Origin of the sequence: Methylobacterium sp. DB0501, from assembly GCF_011043735.1 — a bacterium.
Taxonomy (GTDB): domain Bacteria; phylum Pseudomonadota; class Alphaproteobacteria; order Rhizobiales; family Beijerinckiaceae; genus Methylobacterium; species Methylobacterium alsaeris.
In genome coordinates this window covers 118590-137633 of the sequence record NZ_JAAKGV010000022.1, presented here as the reverse complement: position 1 = coordinate 137633, position 19044 = coordinate 118590, and the positions used below count along the sequence as shown (strand labels likewise).

Genomic DNA, 19044 nt, shown 5'->3' with positions numbered 1-19044 from the left:
TCGGCGATCTCGCGGAACCGGGCGAAGTCCCAGTGGCGCGGGTAGCCCGAGCCGCCCGCGATGATGACCTTCGGCTTGTGCTCGTGGGCGAGGCGCTCGACCTGCTCCATGTCGATGCGCTGGTCGTCGCGGCGCACCGTGTAGGAGACCGGCTTGAACCACTTGCCCGAGACGTTCGGCGGCGCGCCGTGGGTGAGGTGGCCGCCGGCGGCGAGGTCGAGGCCGAGGAAGGTGTCGCCCGGCTGCATGGTGGCCATGAACACGGCCTGGTTGGCCTGGGAGCCGGAATTCGGCTGCACATTGGCGAAGGCGCAGCCGAACAGGCGCTTGGCGCGCTCGATGGCGAGGGTCTCGGCGATGTCGACGAACTCGCAGCCGCCGTAGTAGCGGCGCCCGGGATAGCCCTCGGCGTACTTGTTGGTGAGGACCGAGCCCTGCGCCTCGAGGACGGCGCGGGAGACGATGTTCTCCGAGGCGATCAGCTCGATCTCGTGCTGCTGACGCCCGAGCTCCTGCGCGACCGCGCCGGCGAGCTCCGGATCAACGTCGGACAGCGACGCGGAGAAGAACGAGTTGGACCGGGAGTTGGCAGCGGTGCCCACGCTCATGATGGCCTCGGGTTTCCTCGGGGGCCGCCCGGACGGAGCGCCGGTGCGGAAGTCTATGACTGGGATCGGCCGGCTTCTACACGCGGGCGACCGAGAGTCCAAGGCGGTGACGCCCGGACCTTCCGCCGCGCGCGCCACCGGGCCTCAAAACCTCGTATCGGGTCGATCGATGCCGGTGATCGGTCCGTCGGACCCGATCCGCGCGCAGATTGGATTTGAAACGAGAAGAAGAAAACACAAAAAAATTGAAAGCATCGTTGGGGAAAATTCGTGGGCCGGGTCCCTTGCGAAGCCGGCCGTCGAGAGGGGGGCGCCGAGCGGTGCCGGCAGGCTCGTCTCGCGGTGTCGGCCGCATCGCCGCCCCGGCGGGTCGAGCACCAATGAAGCACGACGAATCCGCTTTAATCCCTGCTCACGGAAAATTTATACCCACCTTCATCTTCGGCAAATCTGTGTCGTTGCGGTCACTGTGCGCCGCAAATGGCCAATAGACGACCTCCGACAAGAGAAAATCTGCAACTTTCCCCGCGTCGTGGCCCGCCGGTCATTGGAGATGGAGGAACGCGGCCTCACACATCGTCGGCGTCTTGATCGCGCGAGAGGAAAACCGGGACCCATGCTGAAATCGCTGCTCACCGCCGGCACCGCCGTCGCCCTGTCCGTCGGCGCCGCCTCGGCCGCCGACCTTCCTCGGCGCGTCGCGCCGCCGCCGGTCTTTACGCCGGTGCCGGTCTTCACCTGGACCGGAGCCTATTTCGGCATCAATGCCGGCTACGCCTACACCGAGGCCGACCGGGTGAGCACGGTCGGGATCGGCGCGCTCCAGGCCAATGTCAGCAACGGGCTGCGCCGCGCGAGCGTGCCGCTGGCGCAGGACGGCTTCACCGCGGGCGGCCAGGTCGGCTACAATTATCAGTTCACGCCCGGCTCCGGTTTCGTCATCGGTCTCGAGGCCGACGCCGCCTATACTGACCTGAACCGGCGCCGCACCGAGTCGATCTTCCTGCCGGCGTTCAACCCCAACCAGCTGACCAACACCTACCGGGCGGATCTCAGCTTCCTCGGCACGGTGCGGGGCCGGATCGGCTACGCCTTCGACCGCTTCCTGGTCTACGGCACCGGCGGCTTCGCCTACGGCGACGTGACCCAGACGGTCGCGTTCCAGACCAACGCGCCAGTCACCTATTTCGGCAGCCGCTCGCGCATCGAGACGGGCTACGCCTATGGCGGCGGCGTCGAGTACGCCCTGCCGACCGACTCGTTCCTGAACGTCTTCAAGTCGAACGCGGTGACCCTGAAGGCGGAGTACATCCGCTACGACCTCGGCAGCCGCAACCTGCTGGTCGCATCGACCGGCGCGCCGCTCAGCCCGGGCGTCGGCTACTTCACCCGCTTCCGCACCGAGGGCAGCCTGGTGCGCGCAGGCCTGAACTTCAAGTTCGGCACGTTCTGAGCCGCGATCCGCCCCGGGCCTCGCGGCCCGGGGCGGTCCCGGCGGTCAGTAATGCGGCGGCGGCGGCTCGTCGCCGACGGCTCCGGTCGGGCGTTCGGCCATCTCGCGCACCCGCTCGCGCAGGGCGGCGACGTGGCGCGTCAGGAGATCGATCGCGCTCCACTGCTCGGTGACGATGCGGTTCAGATCCTCGATGGTCGCATCCTGGTGCGCGATGCGGGTCTCCAGCGCGTCGAGGCGAGATTCCGGATCCTGAGTCATGGTGAGCGTTCCTTCGAAGAGGCGGGCGTCGCGCCGGCGAGACGGTTTCGCAGGGTCGCGACGGCGAAGCGGGCGATCTCGGTGCCGCCGTGCAGGACGAGCAGGTCGCCCGCTTCGGTGACGGTGAATGCGACCTCCTCCGGATCGGCGCCGTCGGGGATCGCGAGGTCCCGGTCGAGCAGCCGCGTCCACCGCAGATTCGTGCCGGAGCGGGCGCCAAACAGGCTGTCGCCGCTCGCCACGAACGGGTTGGCCACGGCGAGCGGCGGCATCTCGACCGACCGGAGCGGAGAGGGCGCCCGCACGACAAAGGGCGAGACGCCGGCAGCCCCGACGAGGAAGGCGCACCACGGCATCCCCAGTGCCGTCGCAGGCCGGCGCCAGCGTCGGGCCGCCGGCGAGCAGCCCGAGCCCGGACGCGATGACGACGACGTCGTGGACGTACACCGGGTTGAGGACGTGGGTCCAATCGGCGAAGCCGGCGACACCGATCAGGACCTGCCCCGCGTAGGCCGCGAGCAGGACCCCGCGAAGCATGGCCGCGGCCCGTGCAACGGTTCCGCCTGACGGCGACCGGCATGGCGCCTCTCCGTCCGGATGAGGTCGTCGCGACGCGAAACGGCCCGGGCTCTCGCCCGGGCCGTCATCAGAGCGCGCCGTGTCGGACGATCAGTTGGTCTGATCCTCGTCGACGTCCGGGTTGAAGTTGCGCGGGCCGGCGGCGGCGGCGGCCATCGAGGCGGTCGGGGCGCCGGCGCCGTCGCGCTTGTAGATGTCGTCGCGGAACTGCACGAGGCCGTCCGGGGTCGACCAGGCGGTGATGTAGGTCCAGTAGACCGGGATCGGTGCGACCGGGCGGGCATCGACCCGCTGGCCGCCCTGGATGATCGCCTCGATCGTGTCCGGGTTGGCGTTCGGGGTACCCTGCAGGATCCAGGACACGTACTCGCGCACGTTCTGCACGCGCACGCAGCCCGAGGAGACGAAGCGGAAATCGTCGCCGAAGATGCCCTTGGCCGGCGTGTCGTGCATGTACACGCCGTGCGGGTTCGGGATGTTGATCCGCACGAAGCCCATCGAGTTCAGGTCGACGCCCGGATCCTGGCGGAAGCGGTAGCGGGTCGCCTCGTCGGAATGCCAGTTGACCTGGGACGGCGGGATCTCGCGGTCGCCGTTGAAGATGCGGATCTTGTTGTCCGTCAGGTAGGCCGGATCCTTCTGCATCTTCGGGATCAGGTCCTTCTTGATGATCGAGGCCGGCACGGTCCAGTAGGGGTTGAAGTTCACCTCCTGGATCTTGGCGTTCATGATCGGCGACTGGCGGTCGATCTTGCCGACGCCGGCGGCGTGGCGGGTCGCGACGTGGTCGCCGTCGACCGTCTCGACCAGGGCCGCCGGGATGTTGACGATGACGTAGCGCTCGCCGAGGTTGCCCGAGTAGGAGCGCAGGCGCACCGCGTTCAGCTCGAGCTGGCGCAGGCGCACGTCGGCCGGGACGTTCATCGCCTGCACGGTGGTGATGTTCATCGAGCCGGTCTGGTTCAGGCCGTGGCGGGCCTGGAACCGGCGCACGCCGGCCTCGACGTAGGAATCATAGACCGGCGAGGAGCCGGCGGCCGGGTCGAGGTCGCCGGAGACGATCAGGCGCTGGCGCAGGGCCGTCACCGCCGGGCTCTTCGAGCCGACGCGCAGGCGCTCGGCGCCCGACACGGATTGCCAGCCGCCGCGGGCGACGATGTCGCGGTAGCGCTCGACCATCTGCTCGGTCGCCGCCAGGGTCTGGGGCGAGAGGATCGGCGTGTTGGACCGCTGCACCCGCATGGTGGCGGCGGAATCGTAGTTCTGCGCCCACTCGGCCTGGGCCAGCGCGCCGCCCCGGTCCTGCGCCAGGGCCGGGAGGGCGGTGGCGGCCAGGAGAGCCAGACCGAGCGAACCGGTGAGGGAAACGCGTGTCAGCATGGGTAATCTGCTCTCGAACCTTGCGGGGGCGACGATTGCGACGAGACGGCCTCGCGGCCGGGTTGCGCCCCATTCTATGGCCCGTGACGGTGCCGGGATGCGGTTAAGACACTATGAGGAGCGGGCCAGATTGTGGCGCCCGGCGGGCATGGCTGTGAAGCGCCGAGCTGAGCTGTGGACTGCGGTAATTGTGCAACGCGGCCGGTCGGCGCAGGCCGCCGCGGCCGTGGCGGAACCCCAACGCCTCCTCTATGTCTTGCCGGATGAGCGATCTCGGGCATCGATCGGGCGGGAGGACGTCGCGCTGGCGCGCGCTCGTCGCCGTGCTGTCGCTCTACGGGCTGGTGCTCCAGGCCTACCTCATCGGCCTGGGCCCCGCTCCGGTCGCGGCCGGGTCCGGTATCCTGTGCCAGGGCCATCAGGACACGCCGGGGAGCGACGGCCTCGCCCGCGCCCATGCCTGCTGCCCCCTCGCCTGCTCCGAATCCCTGGCGCCGCCGGCGCCCGCTTCGGGGCAGGCCTGGCCGCCCCGGGCCGCCATCGGCCTGACCTGGCGCCCTTCGGCGATCACGGCCTCGCGCGCTCGGGCGGCCGGCCCCGCTTCCGCCCGCGGTCCTCCGGTCGCGTGACCTCGACCGGGCCTTGCCGCCCGTAGACGGGCCCTTGCCGCCCGTCCCCGTCACGCTTCTCCAGGACACGATTCCATGACGTTCCCGTTCCGCGCCGGCCTCGCCGCCGCGCTCTCCCTGGCCGCCGCGCCCGCGCTGGCCCATGCCGTCCTCGCCGTCACGCAAGGCAGCCCGAACCAGACCTATCGCGGCGTGGTCCAGATCGGCCATGGCTGCGACGGCCGGGCCACCACCGGCCTGACCGTCACGATCCCCGAGGGGGTGATCGACGCCAAGCCGATGCCGAAGGCTGGCTGGCAGCTCTCGACCGTCAAGGGCGCCTATGCCCGCGCCTACCCGTCCCATCACGGCGCGATCGCCGAGGGCGTGAAGGAGATCGCCTGGACCGGCGGCTCCCTGCCCGACGACCAGTACGACGAGTTCGTGTTCCGGGCCCGGCTCACCGACGCGGTCGCGCCGGGCGGCACGGTCTACTTCCCGGTGCGCCAGCAATGCGACGGCGCCGTCGCCGACTGGCGCGAGGTGCCGGCGGCCGGCCAGTCGGCCCGCGACCTGAAATCCCCGGCGCCGGGCGTGCGCATCGTGGCGGCGGCCGGTGCTGCGCACGCGTCGACACCCGTGGCCGCAGCCCCGACCGGCCCGGTGAAGGCCGGCGACCTCACCATCGAGCAACCTTGGATCCGTGCGACGCCGGGCGGCGCCAAGGTGGCGGGCGGCTACCTGCAGGTCACCAATACCGGCACAGAACCCGATCGCCTCGTCTCCGCCTCGATCCCGCTCGCGGCCCGCGGCGAGGTGCACCAGATGGCGATGGACAAGGGCGTGGCGAAGATGGCGCCGGTGGAGTCCGGCCTTGTCATCAAGCCCGGCGAGACCGTGGTGCTCAAGCCCGGCGGCTACCACCTGATGTTCCTCGACCTGAAGGGTCCGGTGAAGGCCGGCGACACCCTGGAGGGCAGCCTCACATTCGCCCGCGCCGGCACCGTGCCGGTGCGCTTCGCGATCGGCGCCATCGGCGCGTCGGCGCCGGAGACCGCGAGCGGACACCAGCACCATTGAGGGGCGGGCGAGCACCGGTGTGACGTTTCGGTAACGAAGGTGGCGGATCGCGTAGGCCGTCCGCCACCTTCCGCGCGGCTCGGCCGTTATTGCTTCGACGGGCCGGCTCCCGCCGGCCGCCTCGGAGTGACGATCATGAAGCTCAAGCTCCTCGCCGCCCTCGCCGTCTCCACCCTGGCTCTCGCCGGCGCCGCCGAGGCGCAGGGCATTCCCGGCGGGATGCAGCGCGGCGCCCGCGAGGGCAACCGCGTTGCCGGTCCGGTCGGCGGCATCGTCGGGGGTGCGGTCGGCGGCGCCGTCGGCGGCGTCAACGGCGTGCTCGGCATCGATCCGGGCCGGCGCGCCTACCGCACCAACCTGCGCGGTCGGCACTACCATCATCACCGTCGGCACCGGCATTATCGCTGAGGGCCGCGCGGGGCGGGCGGGGCTCGATCGGCCGCCCGCACCCGATCGAGCGAGATCGATCTTTTCCGACCGGCTCGATTTGTGGATGTTACTTCTCCACAACGGTCGAGAGGCCCGCCCGGGAAGCAAAAATTTCGGTTTTACTGTGCGCAACGCCATGCGGCGGCGCTTGACCCTCAGGCCCGCCAAGTCCTAAGCACGTCGGCCAAGGACCGACGCCCGAGGACGCCATGACCGACCGCCAGCCCGGCTTCAACACCCTCGCGATCCATGCCGGCGCGGCGCCGGACGCCGCCACCGGCGCGCGGGCGACGCCGATCTACCAGACCACCTCGTTCGTGTTCGACGACGTGGACCACGCCGCCTCGCTGTTCGGGCTGCAGGCCTTCGGCAACATCTACAGCCGCATCACCAACCCGACCAACGCGGTGCTGGAGGAGCGCATCGCCGCGCTCGAGGGCGGCACCGCCGCCGTGGCGGTGGCCTCGGGCCACGCCGCCGAGTTCCTGGTGATGCACGCCCTGATGCAGCCGGGCGACGAGTTCATCGCGGCCAACAAGCTGTACGGCGGCTCGATCAACCAGTTCAACCACTCCTACAAGAACTTCGGCTGGAACGTCGTCTGGGCCGAGACCGACGATCCGGCCTCGTTCGAGGCGGCGATCACGCCGCGCACCAAGGCGATCTTCATCGAGTCGATCGCCAATCCGGGCGGCGTCATCACCGACATCGCGGCGATCGCCGCGGTCGCCAAGCGCCACAACATCCCGCTCGTCGTCGACAACACCATGGCGACGCCGTACCTGATCCGGCCGTTCGAGCACGGCGCCGACATCGTGGTCCACTCGGCCACCAAGTTCCTCGGCGGCCACGGCAACTCGATCGGCGGCCTGATCGTCGACGGCGGCTCGTTCAACTGGGCCGGCGACGCCCGCTACCCGATGCTGTCGCAGCCGCGGCCGGAATATGCCGGCATGGTCCTGTCCGAGACGTTCGGCAATTTCGGCTTCGCCATCGCCGTGCGGGTGCTCGGCCTGCGCGACCTCGGCCCGGCGCTGTCGCCGTTCAACGCGTTCCTCATCATCACCGGCATCGAGACCCTGCCGCTGCGGATGCAGCGCCATTCCGACAATGCCAAGGCGGTCGCCGAGCACCTGAGCCGACACCCGGCGGTGGCCTGGGTGAGCTATCCGGGCCTCGAGGCCGACCCCTATCACCAGTTGCACAAGCGGTACTGCCCGCACGGCGCCGGCGCGGTGTTCACCTTCGGCCTGAAGGGCGGCTACGAGGCCGGAATCGCCCTGGTGTCGAACCTCAAGCTGTTCTCGCACCTGGCCAATATCGGCGACACGCGCTCGCTGGTGATCCACCCCGCCTCGACCACCCACCGCCAGCTCACCGACGAGCAGAAGACCCGCGCCGGCGCCGGCCCGGAGGTGGTCCGCCTCTCGGTCGGCATCGAGGACCCGCGCGACCTGATCGCCGATCTCGACCAGGCCCTCGCCTGAGCGATCGGCCCGGCCGCCGGGCGGCCGGGCCGTCTCGCCGCCAATCCGCGGCAAAATATCCCTTCGCCGCGAGTGCCCCTTCCGCTGCGGCGCGGCGGCAAGGGAAAAATTCCCGCAAGCATTGCAGCCAAGCCTGATCCCGTGATCTATTGCCGGGGTCCAGGCCCGGCAACGGTTCAGCCGCGATGCTCCGCCGCCGGCCCGGATGACGACCGCCCGGGCAGGTCTGGAGGCTGGTGCGATGGTCGCCGAGGACGCCGACGCCGAACGCGCCTCCCGCGAGGAGACGGCGCGCCGTCGCGCGATCAGCGAGGAGACCGCCCGCCTGCGCAATCTCCTGCGCGATGCCCGCGGCGGGCCGGAGCGGCAACCCGGCTTTTCCGGCTCCACCGCCGAATGGGAGGCGCGCCTCGCCACCGCCGAGGAGCTGAATGCCCGCCTGCAGGCGAGCGAAGCCTTCACCGCGCGCCTGCTGGCGGCGAGCCGCGACAGCATCCAGGTCCTCGCCCTCGACGGCACGGTGCAGTGGCTGAGCGAGAGCGGCCGCGCCGCGTCCGGCCTTCCCGACGAGGCGGTGATCGGCACTCCATGGGCCACCTCCTGGCAGGACGGCGACCGCGTCGCCGCCGAGGTGGCGCTGGCCGCCGCCCGGACCGGGCGCACCGGGCGCTTCCGCGCCCCCTCCGGCTCCCGCGACGCGCCGCGCTGGTGGGACGTCGTGGTCTCCGCCATCCAGGGGCCCGACGGCACCCCCGAACGCCTGCTCGCCGTCGCCCGCGACGTGACCGAGGCGCAGCAGGCCGAGGAGCAACAGGCGCTGCTGATGCAGGAGATGGCGCACCGGGTGAAGAACACCCTGGCACTGGTCCAGGCGGTGGCGGCCCAGACCCTGCGCAGCGCCACCTCGGTCGAGGCGGCCATGGAGGCGTTCAACGGCCGCCTGATGGCGCTCTCGGACGCCCACGACGTCCTGATCCGGGGCGCCTGGGCCGAGGCCGACCTCGCCGCGGTCGTCGACGGGGTGATGGCGCCGCACCTCGACGCGCTGGCCGATCGCTTCGTCGCGTCGGGCCCCGCCGTCAGCCTCGGCCCGCGCTCGGTCCTCACCCTGTCGCTGATGCTGCACGAACTCGCCACCAACGCGGCGAAGTACGGCGCCCTGTCGAGCCCGTCGGGCCGCGTCGCCGTCACGTGGGCATTGTCCGGCGACGAGCCGTGCCTGCTGCACCTGCGCTGGCAGGAGAGCGGCGGCCCGTCGGTCGCGCCGCCCCGGCGCGGCGGGTTCGGCTCCCGGCTAATCGAGCGCAGCCTGGTGCACAGCTTCGGCGGCCGGGTCAGCCTGCGCTTCCCGACCGAGGGCGTGGTGATGGACCTCGAGGCTCCCCTGGCGGCGATGCAGGACGGCAACGCGGAGCGGTCCTGAGAACCGGGAGTCGCGCGGCTTCCAGTCGGCGCGCGAAGGCGGAACCGCCCGGACGACTCCCGGAGCGGGGCACCCTGACGCATGGTCCCGGGCCCCGTCCGGCCACGCTTGACCCCCGGCGAGCGGACCCATAGGCAGCAACCTTTCGTCCCCGCCCGCATTGGCCGCGATGACATCTGATCCGGACCGAAAGCCCCACGACGCGCAGCACGAGGGGCTCAGCCCCGCCTGCGAGGCGGCTCCCGTGGTACTCCTCGTCGAAGATGACGGCCTCTTGCTGATGGAGGCCGCCGACACCCTGGCCGAGGCCGGGTTCACCGTGCTGGAGGCGCCCCACGCCGACCAGGCGCTCAAGGTGCTGGAGAGTCGCCCGGACGTCGAGCTGCTGATGACCGACGTCGACATGCCGCTCGGCTCGATGAACGGCTTCGCCCTCGCTCGCCTCGTCTCCCGGCGCTGGCCGCGCATCCCGGTGCTGGTGGTGTCCGGCATGGGCAGCCCCGGCCCGCACGACATGCCGCCGGGCGCCCGCTTCATCCCCAAGCCCTACGCCCCCTCTGCCCTGGTGCGCACCCTCCACGACACCGTGCGCCGCGCCGCCTGAGCTTTCCCACGGACGACCCCGATGACCGATCCGACCAAGCTGCATTTCGCAACCCGGGCCGTCCATGCCGGTACCGCCCCGGACCCGGCGACCGGCGCCCGGGCTCAACCGATCTACTTCACCAACGGCTTCGTGTTCGAGTCGAACGAGCAGGCCGCCGACATCTTCGCCATGCGGGCGACGGGTTTCTCGTATTCCCGCGGCTCGAACCCGACGGTCGCGGCGCTGGAGCGCCGGGTCGCCGCGCTCGAGGGCGCCAAGGCGGCGGTCGCGGTCGCCTCCGGCCAGTCGGCGATGCTGCTCGTTCTGATGACCCTGATGCAGTCGGGCGACGCCTACGTCGCCTCGTCGCGGCTGTTCGGCGGGTCGCTCGGCCTGATGCGCCGGCTGGAGGGCCGCTACGACCTCGTGCCGCAATTCACCCGCGGCCTGACGCCGGAGGACTTCGAATCCGCGATCACCGATAGGACACGGGCGATCGTCTGCGAGTCGATCGTCAATCCATGCGGCACGGTGATCGACCTCGAGGGCGTCGCCGCGGTGGCCCACCGGCACGGCCTGCCGCTCATCGTCGACAACACGCTGGCCTCGCCGGCCTTGATCCGGCCGATCGAGCACGGCGCCGACATCGTCGTCCACTCGACCTCGAAGTTCCTGTCGGGCTCCGGCACGGTGATCGGCGGCCTCATCTGCGACGGCGGCCGCTTCAACTGGAAGGGAACCGGCCGCTACAACCTGATCAACGAGCCCTGGCCGGACTATGACGGCCTCGTCGTCTCGGAGCGCTTCCCCGAGACCGCCTTCGCGGTCGCCTGCCGGCTGTTCGGCCTGCGCGACCTCGGCCCCGGCCTGTCGCCGATGAACGCCTTCCTGACGCTGACCGGCACCGAGACCCTGCCGCTGCGCATGGAGCGACACTGTTCCAACGCCCGGGCGGTGGCGGCCTTCCTGAAGGGCCACCCGAAGGTGGCCTGGGTGAGCTATCCGTCGCTCCCCGGCCAGCCCGGGGAGGAGATGGCCAACCGCTACGCGCCGATGGGCGCCGGCTCGATCTTCACCGTCGGCTTCAAGGGCGGCGAGGCGGCGGCCAAGGCGTTCATCACCGGGCTCAACCTGATCTCGCACCTCGTCAATATCGGCGAGATCAAGTCGCTGGCGATCCACCCGGCCACCACCACCCACCGCCAGCTCCCCGCCGCCGACAAGGCGGCCGCCCGGGTCGGCCCGGACACCGTGCGACTGTCGATCGGGCTGGAATCGATCGAGGACCTGATCGCCGACGTGGCGCAGTCGCTCGACGCCCTCGACTGAGCCGCCGCGCCGTCCGGATCAACCCCGGACGGCGCTTGCCTCCGCCATCGAACAAATGTAGAACGCGATCAGGCCTCCGGCATGTGTGTAGCGGGCACAAGGCGCCCCCTCCCCTTGCCGGGCCCGGCTCGTTCGGCCCAACTCGCGCGACCGAAGCGGTGGTCCGCGGCGTCGGCCGGGCATGCGCCCGAGTGAGATGGAACGAGAGGAGAGCGGGATGGCGGGCAGCGTGAACAAGGTGATCCTGGTGGGCAATCTCGGGCGCGACCCCGAAACCCGCCGGCTGGCCTCCGGCGATCCGGTGGTGAACCTGCGCCTGGCCACGTCCGAGTCCTGGAAGGACAAGGCATCGGGCGAGCGCAAGGAGAAGACCGAGTGGCACTCGGTCGTGATCTACAACGAGAACCTGGCCCGTGTCGCCGAGCAGTACCTGCGCAAGGGCTCGAAGGTCTACGTCGAGGGTCAGCTCCAGACCCGCAAGTGGCAGGACCAGTCCGGCGTCGAGAAGTACACGACCGAGATCGTGCTGCAGCGCTTCCGCGGCGAGCTGACGATCCTCGACGGTCGCGGCGGCGGCGCCGAGGGCGGCATGTCCGAGATGGGCGGCGACGACATGGGCGGCGGGCAGATGGGCGGCGGCCAGATCAGCCGCGGCGGCGATTACGGCGGCGGCGGTGGCGGCCGCAGCTCCGGTGGGCGTTCGTCCTCCGGCGGCGAGCGGCGCCCGGCCCCGGCGTCGAGCGGCGGCAACCAGAAGCGCTACGACGACCTGGACGACGATATCCCGTTCTAGTCTGCAAGATCTAATATCATCGACTCTTTGACCGAAATTCGGCTGGAACCAAGAGGTTCCAGCCGTTTTTATTATCTCACTCTAAATTTACTGCGCAATTTCTTCAAATATAATGCGACTTCGATATGACAGCCTTCATGCTGATTCATGGCGATCCAATTTTTTGGCGCCATCAATTTACTTGTCTTCGCAATGCTTCATGAGACGCAAGATAGGCGCCCGGCCGTCGCGCCGGGCGCCCTCCCCTTCCTGCCGTCAGGCCGGCGCGCCCGCGGCCTTGGCCTCGCGCCGCCGGGCGTGCAGCACGTACTCGGTGTAGCCGTTGGGCTGCACGCGGCCCTTGAAGACCAGGTCGCAGGCGGCCTGGAAGGCCGGTCCGTCGAAGCCGGGCGCCATCGGACGGTAGAGCGGGTCGCCGGCATTCTGGCGGTCGACGACCTTGGCCATGCGCTTCATCGTCTCCATCACCTGGTCCTGCGACACCACGCCGTGGTGCAGCCAGTTGGCGATGTGCTGGGACGAGATCCGCAGGGTCGCGCGGTCCTCCATGAGCGCCACGTCGTGGATGTCGGGCACCTTGGAGCAGCCGACGCCCTGGTCGATCCAGCGCACGACATATCCTAAGATGCTCTGGACGTTGTTGTCGATTTCCTGCTGCACGTCGTCGGGGGCGAAGTTCGAGCGGGCGAGCGGGATCTGCAGGATCTCGTCGAGGGCCGAGCGCGGACGGCGCGCCAGCTCCTGCTGGCGGGCCTTCACGTCGGTCTCGTGGTAGTGCAGCGCGTGCAGGGTCGCGGCGGTCGGCGAGGGCACCCAGGCGGTGCTGGCGCCGGCCTTCGGGTGGGCGCCCTTCTGCATCAGCATGTCGGCCATGGCGTCGGGTGCCGCCCACATGCCCTTGCCGATCTGCGCCCGGCCGAGCAGGCCGCAGGCGAGGCCGACATCGACGTTGTTCTCCTCGTAGCCCTTGATCCAGGGCGTGCCCTTCATGTCGTTCTTGCGGATGACCGGGCCGGCCTCCATCGAGGTGTGGATCTCGTCGCCGGTGCGGTCGAGGAAGCCGGTATTGATGAACACCACCCGCTCGGCCGCCGCCTTGATGCAGGCGGCGAGGTTCACGGTCGTGCGGCGCTCCTCGTCCATGATGCCCATCTTGAGGGTGTTGGGCGCGAGACCCAGCATCGCCTCGACGCGCGAGAACAGCTCGACCGCGAAGGCGACCTCCTCGGGCCCGTGCATCTTCGGCTTGACGATGTAGACCGATCCGCGGCGGCTGTTGCGGATCGGCGAGGTGCCCTTGAGGTCGTGGATCGCGACCAGCGCGGTCACGGCGGCGTCCAGGATGCCCTCCGGCACCTCGGCCCCGCTCTCGTCCAGCACCGCGTCGGTGAACATGTGGTGGCCGACGTTGCGCACCAGCATCAGCGAGCGGCCGGGCACCGTGACCTCGCCCTCGCCGTTCGGCGCGGTGTAGGCGCGGTCGGGATTGAGCTTGCGCTCGAAGCGGCGCCCGTCCTTCTCGACCGGCGCCGAGAGGGTGCCGTTCATCAGGCCGAGCCAGTTGCGGTAGACCACGACCTTGTCGTCGGCATCGACCGCCGCGACCGAATCCTCGAGATCCATGATGGTCGAGACCGCCGACTCGACCAGGATGTCGGCGACGCCCGAGGCGTCGAAGCGGCCGATCCGGTGGGTGCGGTCGAGCACGATCTCGGCATGCAGGCCGTGATGGCGCAGGAGGAGCGCCGTCGGCGAGCTGGCCCTGCCGCGATAGCCCGCGAAGGCCTCCGGGCGGGCGAGCGGGATGGTGTCGCCGGTATTCATGTTACCGACGAGCTGGCCGCCCTCGACCGCGTAGGTCACCACGTCGGCGTGGCGGCCGCCGGCGAGCGGCAGGTTGCGGTCGAGGAAGGCGCGGGCGCGGGCCACCACCCGGGCGCCGCGGGTGCGGTTGTAGCCGCCGCCCCGGATCGCGCCGCCCTCCTCCGACACCGCGTCGGTGCCGTAGAGCGCGTCGTAGAGCGAGCCCCAGCGGGCATTGGCGGCGTTGAGCGCGTAGCGCGCGTTCGAGGTCGGCACCACGAGCTGCGGGCCGGCGATCGTCGCGATCTCGTCGTCGACGTTGTCGGTGCGCACCTGGACCGGGCCGGGATCGGGCAGGAGGTAGCCGATCTCGGTCAGGAAGGCCTTGTAGGCGGCTTCGTCCACGGGCTTGCCGGCCCGCTCGCGGTGCCAGGCGTCGATCTTCGCCTGGAGGGCGTCGCGGGTCTCGAGCAGGGCGCGGTTGCGGGGGGCCAGATCACGCACGATGGCCGAGAGGCCGTTCCAGAACGCCTCCGGGCCGATCCCGGTCCCCGGCAGGGCCTCCCCGACCACGAAGTCGTGCAGCACACCCGCCACCGACACGCCACCCACCGTCTTGCGATCCATGGTCTTTCCTCCCGCCGGCACCCGCACGTGCCGCGTTGCGGCTCCCCTTAACAGGGGACGGGGGCGCCAGAAAGTCGGGCTTGCGCGGGGTCGATGCGGCAATCCCGCCGGGGACGCGGCACGGGCCGGCCAGGGGATCGGGCAAGGGGATCGGCCGAGGGACCATGGATGAGACGGCCTGACGAAAACGTAATGCTAGGTGTGGGCGAAAACGCTGCGCTCGAGCGTTGCCTCCCCGTGACAAATGCCGGTCCCCCTCCCATCTCGTGGGCGCCGGGCCGGGCCCGCCCACCGGCAACCGAAGGAGTACGGCTCCATGAACAGCGAAGAACGCGACGTCATCAACGGCATTTTCCAGCGACTGGAGCAGGCCGCGCAGCAGCCCCGCGATGCCGACGCGGAACGCTTCATCGCCGACAAGATCCGCGCCCAGCCCTACGCGCCCTACGCGATGGCCCAGCTCGTCTACGTGCAGGAGGAGGCGATCAAGAGCCTCAACCAGCAGCTCGAGCAGGCCCGCGCCGAGGCGCAGCGCGCCGGCCAGGGTCAGGGCGCCGGCCAGGGCTCGGGCGGCGGCGGCTTCTTCTCCAGCATCTTCGGCGGCGGCTCGCGGCCCGAGCCGCAGCAACCGCCGCAGCGCGGCGGCGCCTGGGGCAACCAGGGCGGCGGCTACGGCCAGCAGCCGGGCTACGGCGCCGGCCCTCAGGGCTACCCGCCGCAGCAGCCGGGCTACGCCCCGCAGCAGGGCGGCCCGTGGGGCGGCCAGCCGCAGGCGCCGCAGCAGCGCGGCGGCGGCTTCCTCGCCACTGCCCTGCCGATGGCGGCGGGCGCGGCGGGCGGCATGCTGCTCGGCAGTGCGCTGAGCAACGCCTTCGCGGGCGGCCATTCCTCCCTCGGGAGCATGGCGGGCCTCGGCGGCGCCGGCACGGGTGGCGGTGAGACCGTCGTCGAGAACAACTACTTCGGCAATCCCGGCGGCAGCGAGGATTTCGGCGCTCCCCTCGGCGGCGACGATGCCGGTTTCCAGGACGCCTCCTACGACGGCGACGTGGGCGACGGCGGCAGCGACGACTGGGTCTGACCGGTCGCACCGTTCGGACCGAAAAGCCCCGCCGCGGCGACGCGGCGGGGCTTTTTCGTCGGTCGGGTCAGACTGTCGTCGTCAGATAACTTGCACGCGGGCGCCGACCGGCACGCGCTCGTAGAGGTCCATCACGTCCTCGTTCATCATCCGGATGCAGCCAGAGGAGACCGACTGGCCGATCGTGTGCGGCTCGTTGGTGCCGTGGATGCGGTAGAGCGACGAGCCGAGATAGAGGGCGCGGGCGCCGAGCGGGTTGGCAGGACCGCCGGCCATGTGACGCGGCAGGTCCGGGCGGCGGCGCAGCATCTCGGTCGGCGGGGTCCAGTCCGGCCATTCACGCTTGGCGCTGACCGTCTTCATGCCCGACCAGGTGAAGCCGGGCCGTCCGACGCCGATGCCGTAGCGCAGGGCCCGGCCGCCGGGCTGGACGAGGTAGAGGAAGCGCGACGGCGTGTCGATCACGACGGTGCCGGGCCGCTGGCCGCCGTCATAGGCCACTTCCTGGCGCTGGAAGCGCGGATCCATCGCGCGGCCGATCCCCTCCTCCCGGGCCGCCTGCACGGGCTCCGGCATCGGCGCCGGACGGGCGCGGGGCATCTCGAACGGGTCCGCGTAGGCTTGCGAAGGGTAGCTTTGCGAAGGGTAGCCTTGGGTCGGGTAGGCTCGAGCGGGGTAGGCCTGCGCCGGCACCGGGTCGCCGGAATGGGGATAGGCGCCCGGCGCGACCGGCGCGTAGCCGACCTGGGCACCCGAATATCCCGCCGCGGCGTAGCCGGCGGTGCGGGCATAGGTGGGCCGCTGCGCATAGGCATCGGGGGCGTAGGCCGAGGGACGGGTGCCGCGCCCGGCCAGGACCGTGCCGTCCGGGGCGACCGGCATCGGGCGCAGGGGCCGGGCCACGGCGCCGGGGTCCTGCCCGGTCATGAGGTACTCGATGAAGCCGCCGCCATAGGCACCCGGCGCGCCCTGCGCCAGGACCGGAGACGCCGCGATCCCCAGTCCGGCCGCGACGCCCCCGGCCAGCACCATCCCGCGCACCCTCATCGCACCCGTCCCCGCCACATGCCCGGCCGACGGCCGGCGATGGCGCGAGAAGAGCAGCGGACCTGGGACCGGGCCGTGAAGGAACGTGGTGAGCTTTTCGCTAAATCCTTGATGCAAATCGTTAATCAGACCGCATCGTGAATCCTTCGTCACCGCGCCCGCGCGAGCGCGCCGCATTCAGCAATTCGCAATCAATCCTGGCGACACTCTGTGGGTGGGCCGTGCGACGCGGCCGCGGTTGCAGGCTCTCTCGGACCCATGAAGAACAAGCGCTTCCGCATCGAGGATAGTCTCGGCGTTTCCCCCGCCCCGATCGAGACCGCGCCGCCGGCGCCGTCGGCCAACGACGAGCGGATCTCCGAGATCCTGGCGACGGTGAACGAGCTGAAGCGGCTCACCCAGACCACCACCGGCGACGTGATCGACGCGTGCCGGCGGGAGATCACCGAGGTCTACGGGCTGCGCAACGAGCTCGACGTGATGAAGGCCGCGATCGGCCGGACTAAGCACGAGATCGCGGTGCTGCACCGGCAGGATTTCGACGGCAAGGGCGTGCGCCGGGCCGCCGGCGAGCTCGACGCGGTCGTCGACGCGACCGAGCGGGCCACCACCACCATCCTGGCCGCCGTCGAGGACATCGAGACCCACGCTTCGGTGCTGCGCTCGAGCGGCGCGCTGAAGGACCGCTCCGACGTCGACGCCATCCTCGAGCGCACCGTCGTGCTCTACGAGGCTTGCAACTTCCAGGACCTGACCGGCCAGCGTATCAGCAAGATCGTCAGCGTGCTGAAGTTCGTCGAGGACCATATCGACCGGATGATCGAGGCCTGGGGCGGGATCGAGGCCTTCAGGGACCTGATCGGCGAACGCGCCGGCGTCGACATCGAGGACGAGAGCAGCCTGCTCAACGGCCCCAAGCTCGACGAGGATCCGGGCCACGTCGACCAGAACGACATCGACGCGCTGTTCGATTGATCGCGGCCGTCGCCTCTCGATTTCGACGCGACCGGAGCGACACCCTCGGCGCCATCCCGGGGCGGCGCAGCGGAACCCGGGATCCATGACCGCTGACTCCGGGGACATCAGCGCAGTGCGCTCCGCTTCCTCCTGGATCGTCAGCGGTTACGCAGCCGGGGTTCTCGGCTTCGCCGAGCCGCCGGATGACGCAAAGGGTGTGAAGCCGGGGCGTAAGTGAGACCATAGCCTCGTTACGTCGCCGACGGGCCGCGCCCCGTCAGCCGGCCCAGCCGCGACCACGCCCCCGCGAGGGCCCCGCGCCTCTCCCCCGCCGCCAGCCGCTCCATCCGCCGCAGCAACCCTTCCGCTGCCGCCCGCGGATCGGGCAACCGCTGCTGGCTGCCGAAGGCGCCGGGCTCCGTCTCCGCCGTGCCCGGCTGGTGCAGGTAGGCGACGGTATTCCCGCACAGGGCATCGACGAGCAGGAAAGTCGGGTTGACCTGCGGCCCGGGGCTCAACGCCACGACCCGCCGGCCCGGCGGCGCGAACAGGGCGGTGTGCAGGGCCGAGCCGAGGGAGCCCGCCACCATCCGCCGCCGGGCGAACAGCCGGACCTGCTCGGCAAAGCCCATCGCCTCCGGGTGGAGGATCTCGACGCCCTCCCGCGCCAGGATCTCGGTCACCTCGTCCTCGTTGGCGAAGCGGCGCACGCCGCCGGCGAGCCGGGTCTTGGCGAGGTACACCGGGCGCGCATCGGCATCGACCTCGCCCGGATCGTAGCAGCCGGCGCCGATCGTCAGGCACAGGTCGCGGAAGACCGTGTGGGCGAAAGCCTCCTCCCGGAAGGCCGGCTCCGGCACGACGACCCGGCGCAGGCGCCGCGGGCCCTCGAAGGCGTGGATGTCGCGCACGTTCACGCCGAGCAGGCCCAGAATGTCGATGGCGAAGCGATAGGGCTGCCACAAGGCCTCGTGCGCCGGAGCGTAGCAGAGGATCGGCGAGGGGGTCGGCGAGGGGGTCGTCACGCCGCCGCGTCCCTGGATCAGCGGCCAGAACCGCGGCAGGGTGGTGACCAGGAAATGCCCGTAATGCAGGTGGGCGCCGCCGAGGAAGAGGTAGGTCTCCTCCGGCGCCTCGGGCACGTCCGCCGGCAGGCCGGCCGCCCATTCCGCCGGCCAGTCGGTGCGCTGCCACGACGGCGTGTCGCCGGTCCCGCGGATGTCGACGCTCGACGGCACGAAGCGGCGCGCCGCATCGAACAGGGCCGAGGGCTGCCCTCGCGCCGCGCTATGCGGCAGGTAGAGGGCGTTCTCGATCGTGCGCACGGCCGGCCTCTCGCGCCGGAGGCGCGGGATCCGGGGCGTCCGGCAGTCGCGGAGCGTCATGCGGCGGGCGGGGGCAAGCGGCGGATCCTCGGGCGGAGCGGCAGGGGGGTTGTCACGGGGGCCTTTTCCAAGGGTGGCCTTTTAACGCCTGGGCACGGTCTTTCCAGCGGCGCGCGCGCCGCCTACAT

At 70.8% G+C, this 19044-nt stretch carries 17 protein-coding genes and 1 pseudogene; 11 read left to right on the top strand and 7 right to left on the bottom strand.

Annotation, left to right across the window (positions count from 1 at the left end; all coding sequences use genetic code 11):
- Nucleotides 1-608, bottom strand: a pseudogene (glyA, locus tag G4G93_RS27895) (serine hydroxymethyltransferase); the annotation flags it as partial.
- A gap of 616 nt (nt 609-1224) precedes the next feature.
- Between glyA and G4G93_RS27890 the strand changes: the two are divergent.
- Complete coding sequence (locus G4G93_RS27890) at nt 1225-2061, top strand: outer membrane protein (protein ID WP_165089316.1); 837 nt, start codon at nt 1225-1227, stop codon at nt 2059-2061.
- A gap of 45 nt (nt 2062-2106) precedes the next feature.
- Here the strand turns inward: G4G93_RS27890 and G4G93_RS27885 are convergent, their stop codons facing one another.
- From G4G93_RS27885 to G4G93_RS27875, 3 genes are all read right to left on the bottom strand, one after another.
- Nucleotides 2107-2322: a SlyX family protein gene (locus G4G93_RS27885; protein ID WP_165089314.1), complete on the bottom strand. Its 216-nt coding sequence runs from the start codon at nt 2320-2322 to the stop codon at nt 2107-2109.
- Complete coding sequence (locus tag G4G93_RS27880) at nt 2319-2594, bottom strand: hypothetical protein (protein ID WP_165089311.1); 276 nt, start codon at nt 2592-2594, stop codon at nt 2319-2321. Before G4G93_RS27880 ends, G4G93_RS27885 begins: the two co-directional genes overlap by 4 nt.
- A gap of 397 nt (nt 2595-2991) precedes the next feature.
- Nucleotides 2992-4281: a murein L,D-transpeptidase gene (locus tag G4G93_RS27875; protein ID WP_165089308.1), complete on the bottom strand. Its 1290-nt coding sequence runs from the start codon at nt 4279-4281 to the stop codon at nt 2992-2994.
- Between the two features lie 263 nt (nt 4282-4544).
- Between G4G93_RS27875 and G4G93_RS27870 the strand changes: the two genes are divergently transcribed.
- The 8 genes from G4G93_RS27870 to ssb all read left to right on the top strand — a co-directional run bounded on the left by G4G93_RS27870 (nt 4545) and on the right by ssb (nt 12016).
- Nucleotides 4545-4910 (top strand): hypothetical protein, encoded by a 366-nt coding sequence (locus G4G93_RS27870; RefSeq protein WP_165089306.1) that lies wholly within the window; start codon nt 4545-4547, stop codon nt 4908-4910.
- Nucleotides 4911-4985: 75 nt separating this feature from the next.
- On the top strand, nt 4986-5969 hold the full coding sequence (locus G4G93_RS27865; RefSeq protein WP_165089303.1) for a DUF1775 domain-containing protein: 984 nt from the start codon (nt 4986-4988) through the stop codon (nt 5967-5969).
- A gap of 135 nt (nt 5970-6104) precedes the next feature.
- The gene (locus tag G4G93_RS27860; protein ID WP_165089300.1) at nt 6105-6377 is read left to right on the top strand and encodes a hypothetical protein; all 273 of its coding nucleotides are present in this window, start codon (nt 6105-6107) and stop codon (nt 6375-6377) included.
- 230 nt (nt 6378-6607) lie between these two features.
- Nucleotides 6608-7885 carry an O-acetylhomoserine aminocarboxypropyltransferase gene (locus tag G4G93_RS27855; RefSeq protein WP_165089297.1) on the top strand — a complete coding sequence of 426 codons (1278 nt, stop codon included), beginning with the start codon at nt 6608-6610 and terminating at the stop codon, nt 7883-7885.
- 241 nt (nt 7886-8126) lie between these two features.
- Nucleotides 8127-9308, top strand: coding sequence for a sensor histidine kinase (locus G4G93_RS27850; protein ID WP_165089296.1), 1182 nt, complete (start codon nt 8127-8129; stop codon nt 9306-9308).
- Nucleotides 9309-9477: 169 nt separating this feature from the next.
- Nucleotides 9478-9912: a response regulator gene (locus tag G4G93_RS27845; RefSeq protein ID WP_165089293.1), complete on the top strand. Its 435-nt coding sequence runs from the start codon at nt 9478-9480 to the stop codon at nt 9910-9912.
- Between the two features lie 21 nt (nt 9913-9933).
- Entirely contained in the window at nt 9934-11223 is a 1290-nt protein-coding gene (locus G4G93_RS27840; RefSeq protein WP_165089291.1) for an O-acetylhomoserine aminocarboxypropyltransferase/cysteine synthase family protein, read from the top strand.
- Between the two features lie 217 nt (nt 11224-11440).
- Nucleotides 11441-12016 carry a single-stranded DNA-binding protein gene (gene ssb, locus G4G93_RS27835; RefSeq protein WP_165089288.1) on the top strand — a complete coding sequence of 192 codons (576 nt, stop codon included), beginning with the start codon at nt 11441-11443 and terminating at the stop codon, nt 12014-12016.
- A 255-nt stretch (nt 12017-12271) separates the two neighbouring features.
- Here ssb and G4G93_RS27830 read toward each other — a convergent pair whose 3' ends face one another.
- The gene (locus tag G4G93_RS27830) at nt 12272-14446 is read right to left on the bottom strand and encodes a malate synthase G (protein WP_165089286.1); all 2175 of its coding nucleotides are present in this window, start codon (nt 14444-14446) and stop codon (nt 12272-12274) included.
- Between the two features lie 316 nt (nt 14447-14762).
- On the opposite strand from G4G93_RS27830, the gene G4G93_RS27825 reads away from it, so the two are divergent.
- Nucleotides 14763-15527, top strand: coding sequence for a DUF2076 domain-containing protein (locus G4G93_RS27825; RefSeq protein WP_165089283.1), 765 nt, complete (start codon nt 14763-14765; stop codon nt 15525-15527).
- An 81-nt stretch (nt 15528-15608) separates the two neighbouring features.
- Here G4G93_RS27825 and G4G93_RS36175 read toward each other — a convergent pair whose 3' ends face one another.
- On the bottom strand, nt 15609-16574 hold the full coding sequence (locus tag G4G93_RS36175; protein WP_246737062.1) for a L,D-transpeptidase: 966 nt from the start codon (nt 16572-16574) through the stop codon (nt 15609-15611).
- Between the two features lie 258 nt (nt 16575-16832).
- On the opposite strand from G4G93_RS36175, the gene G4G93_RS27810 reads away from it, so the two are divergent.
- Nucleotides 16833-17549 (top strand): protein phosphatase CheZ, encoded by a 717-nt coding sequence (locus G4G93_RS27810; RefSeq protein WP_165089281.1) that lies wholly within the window; start codon nt 16833-16835, stop codon nt 17547-17549.
- A 233-nt stretch (nt 17550-17782) separates the two neighbouring features.
- On the opposite strand, the gene G4G93_RS27805 is transcribed toward G4G93_RS27810, so the two are convergent.
- Complete coding sequence (locus tag G4G93_RS27805; RefSeq protein WP_165089278.1) at nt 17783-18856, bottom strand: DUF563 domain-containing protein; 1074 nt, start codon at nt 18854-18856, stop codon at nt 17783-17785.
- Nucleotides 18857-19044 lie beyond the last annotated feature (188 nt).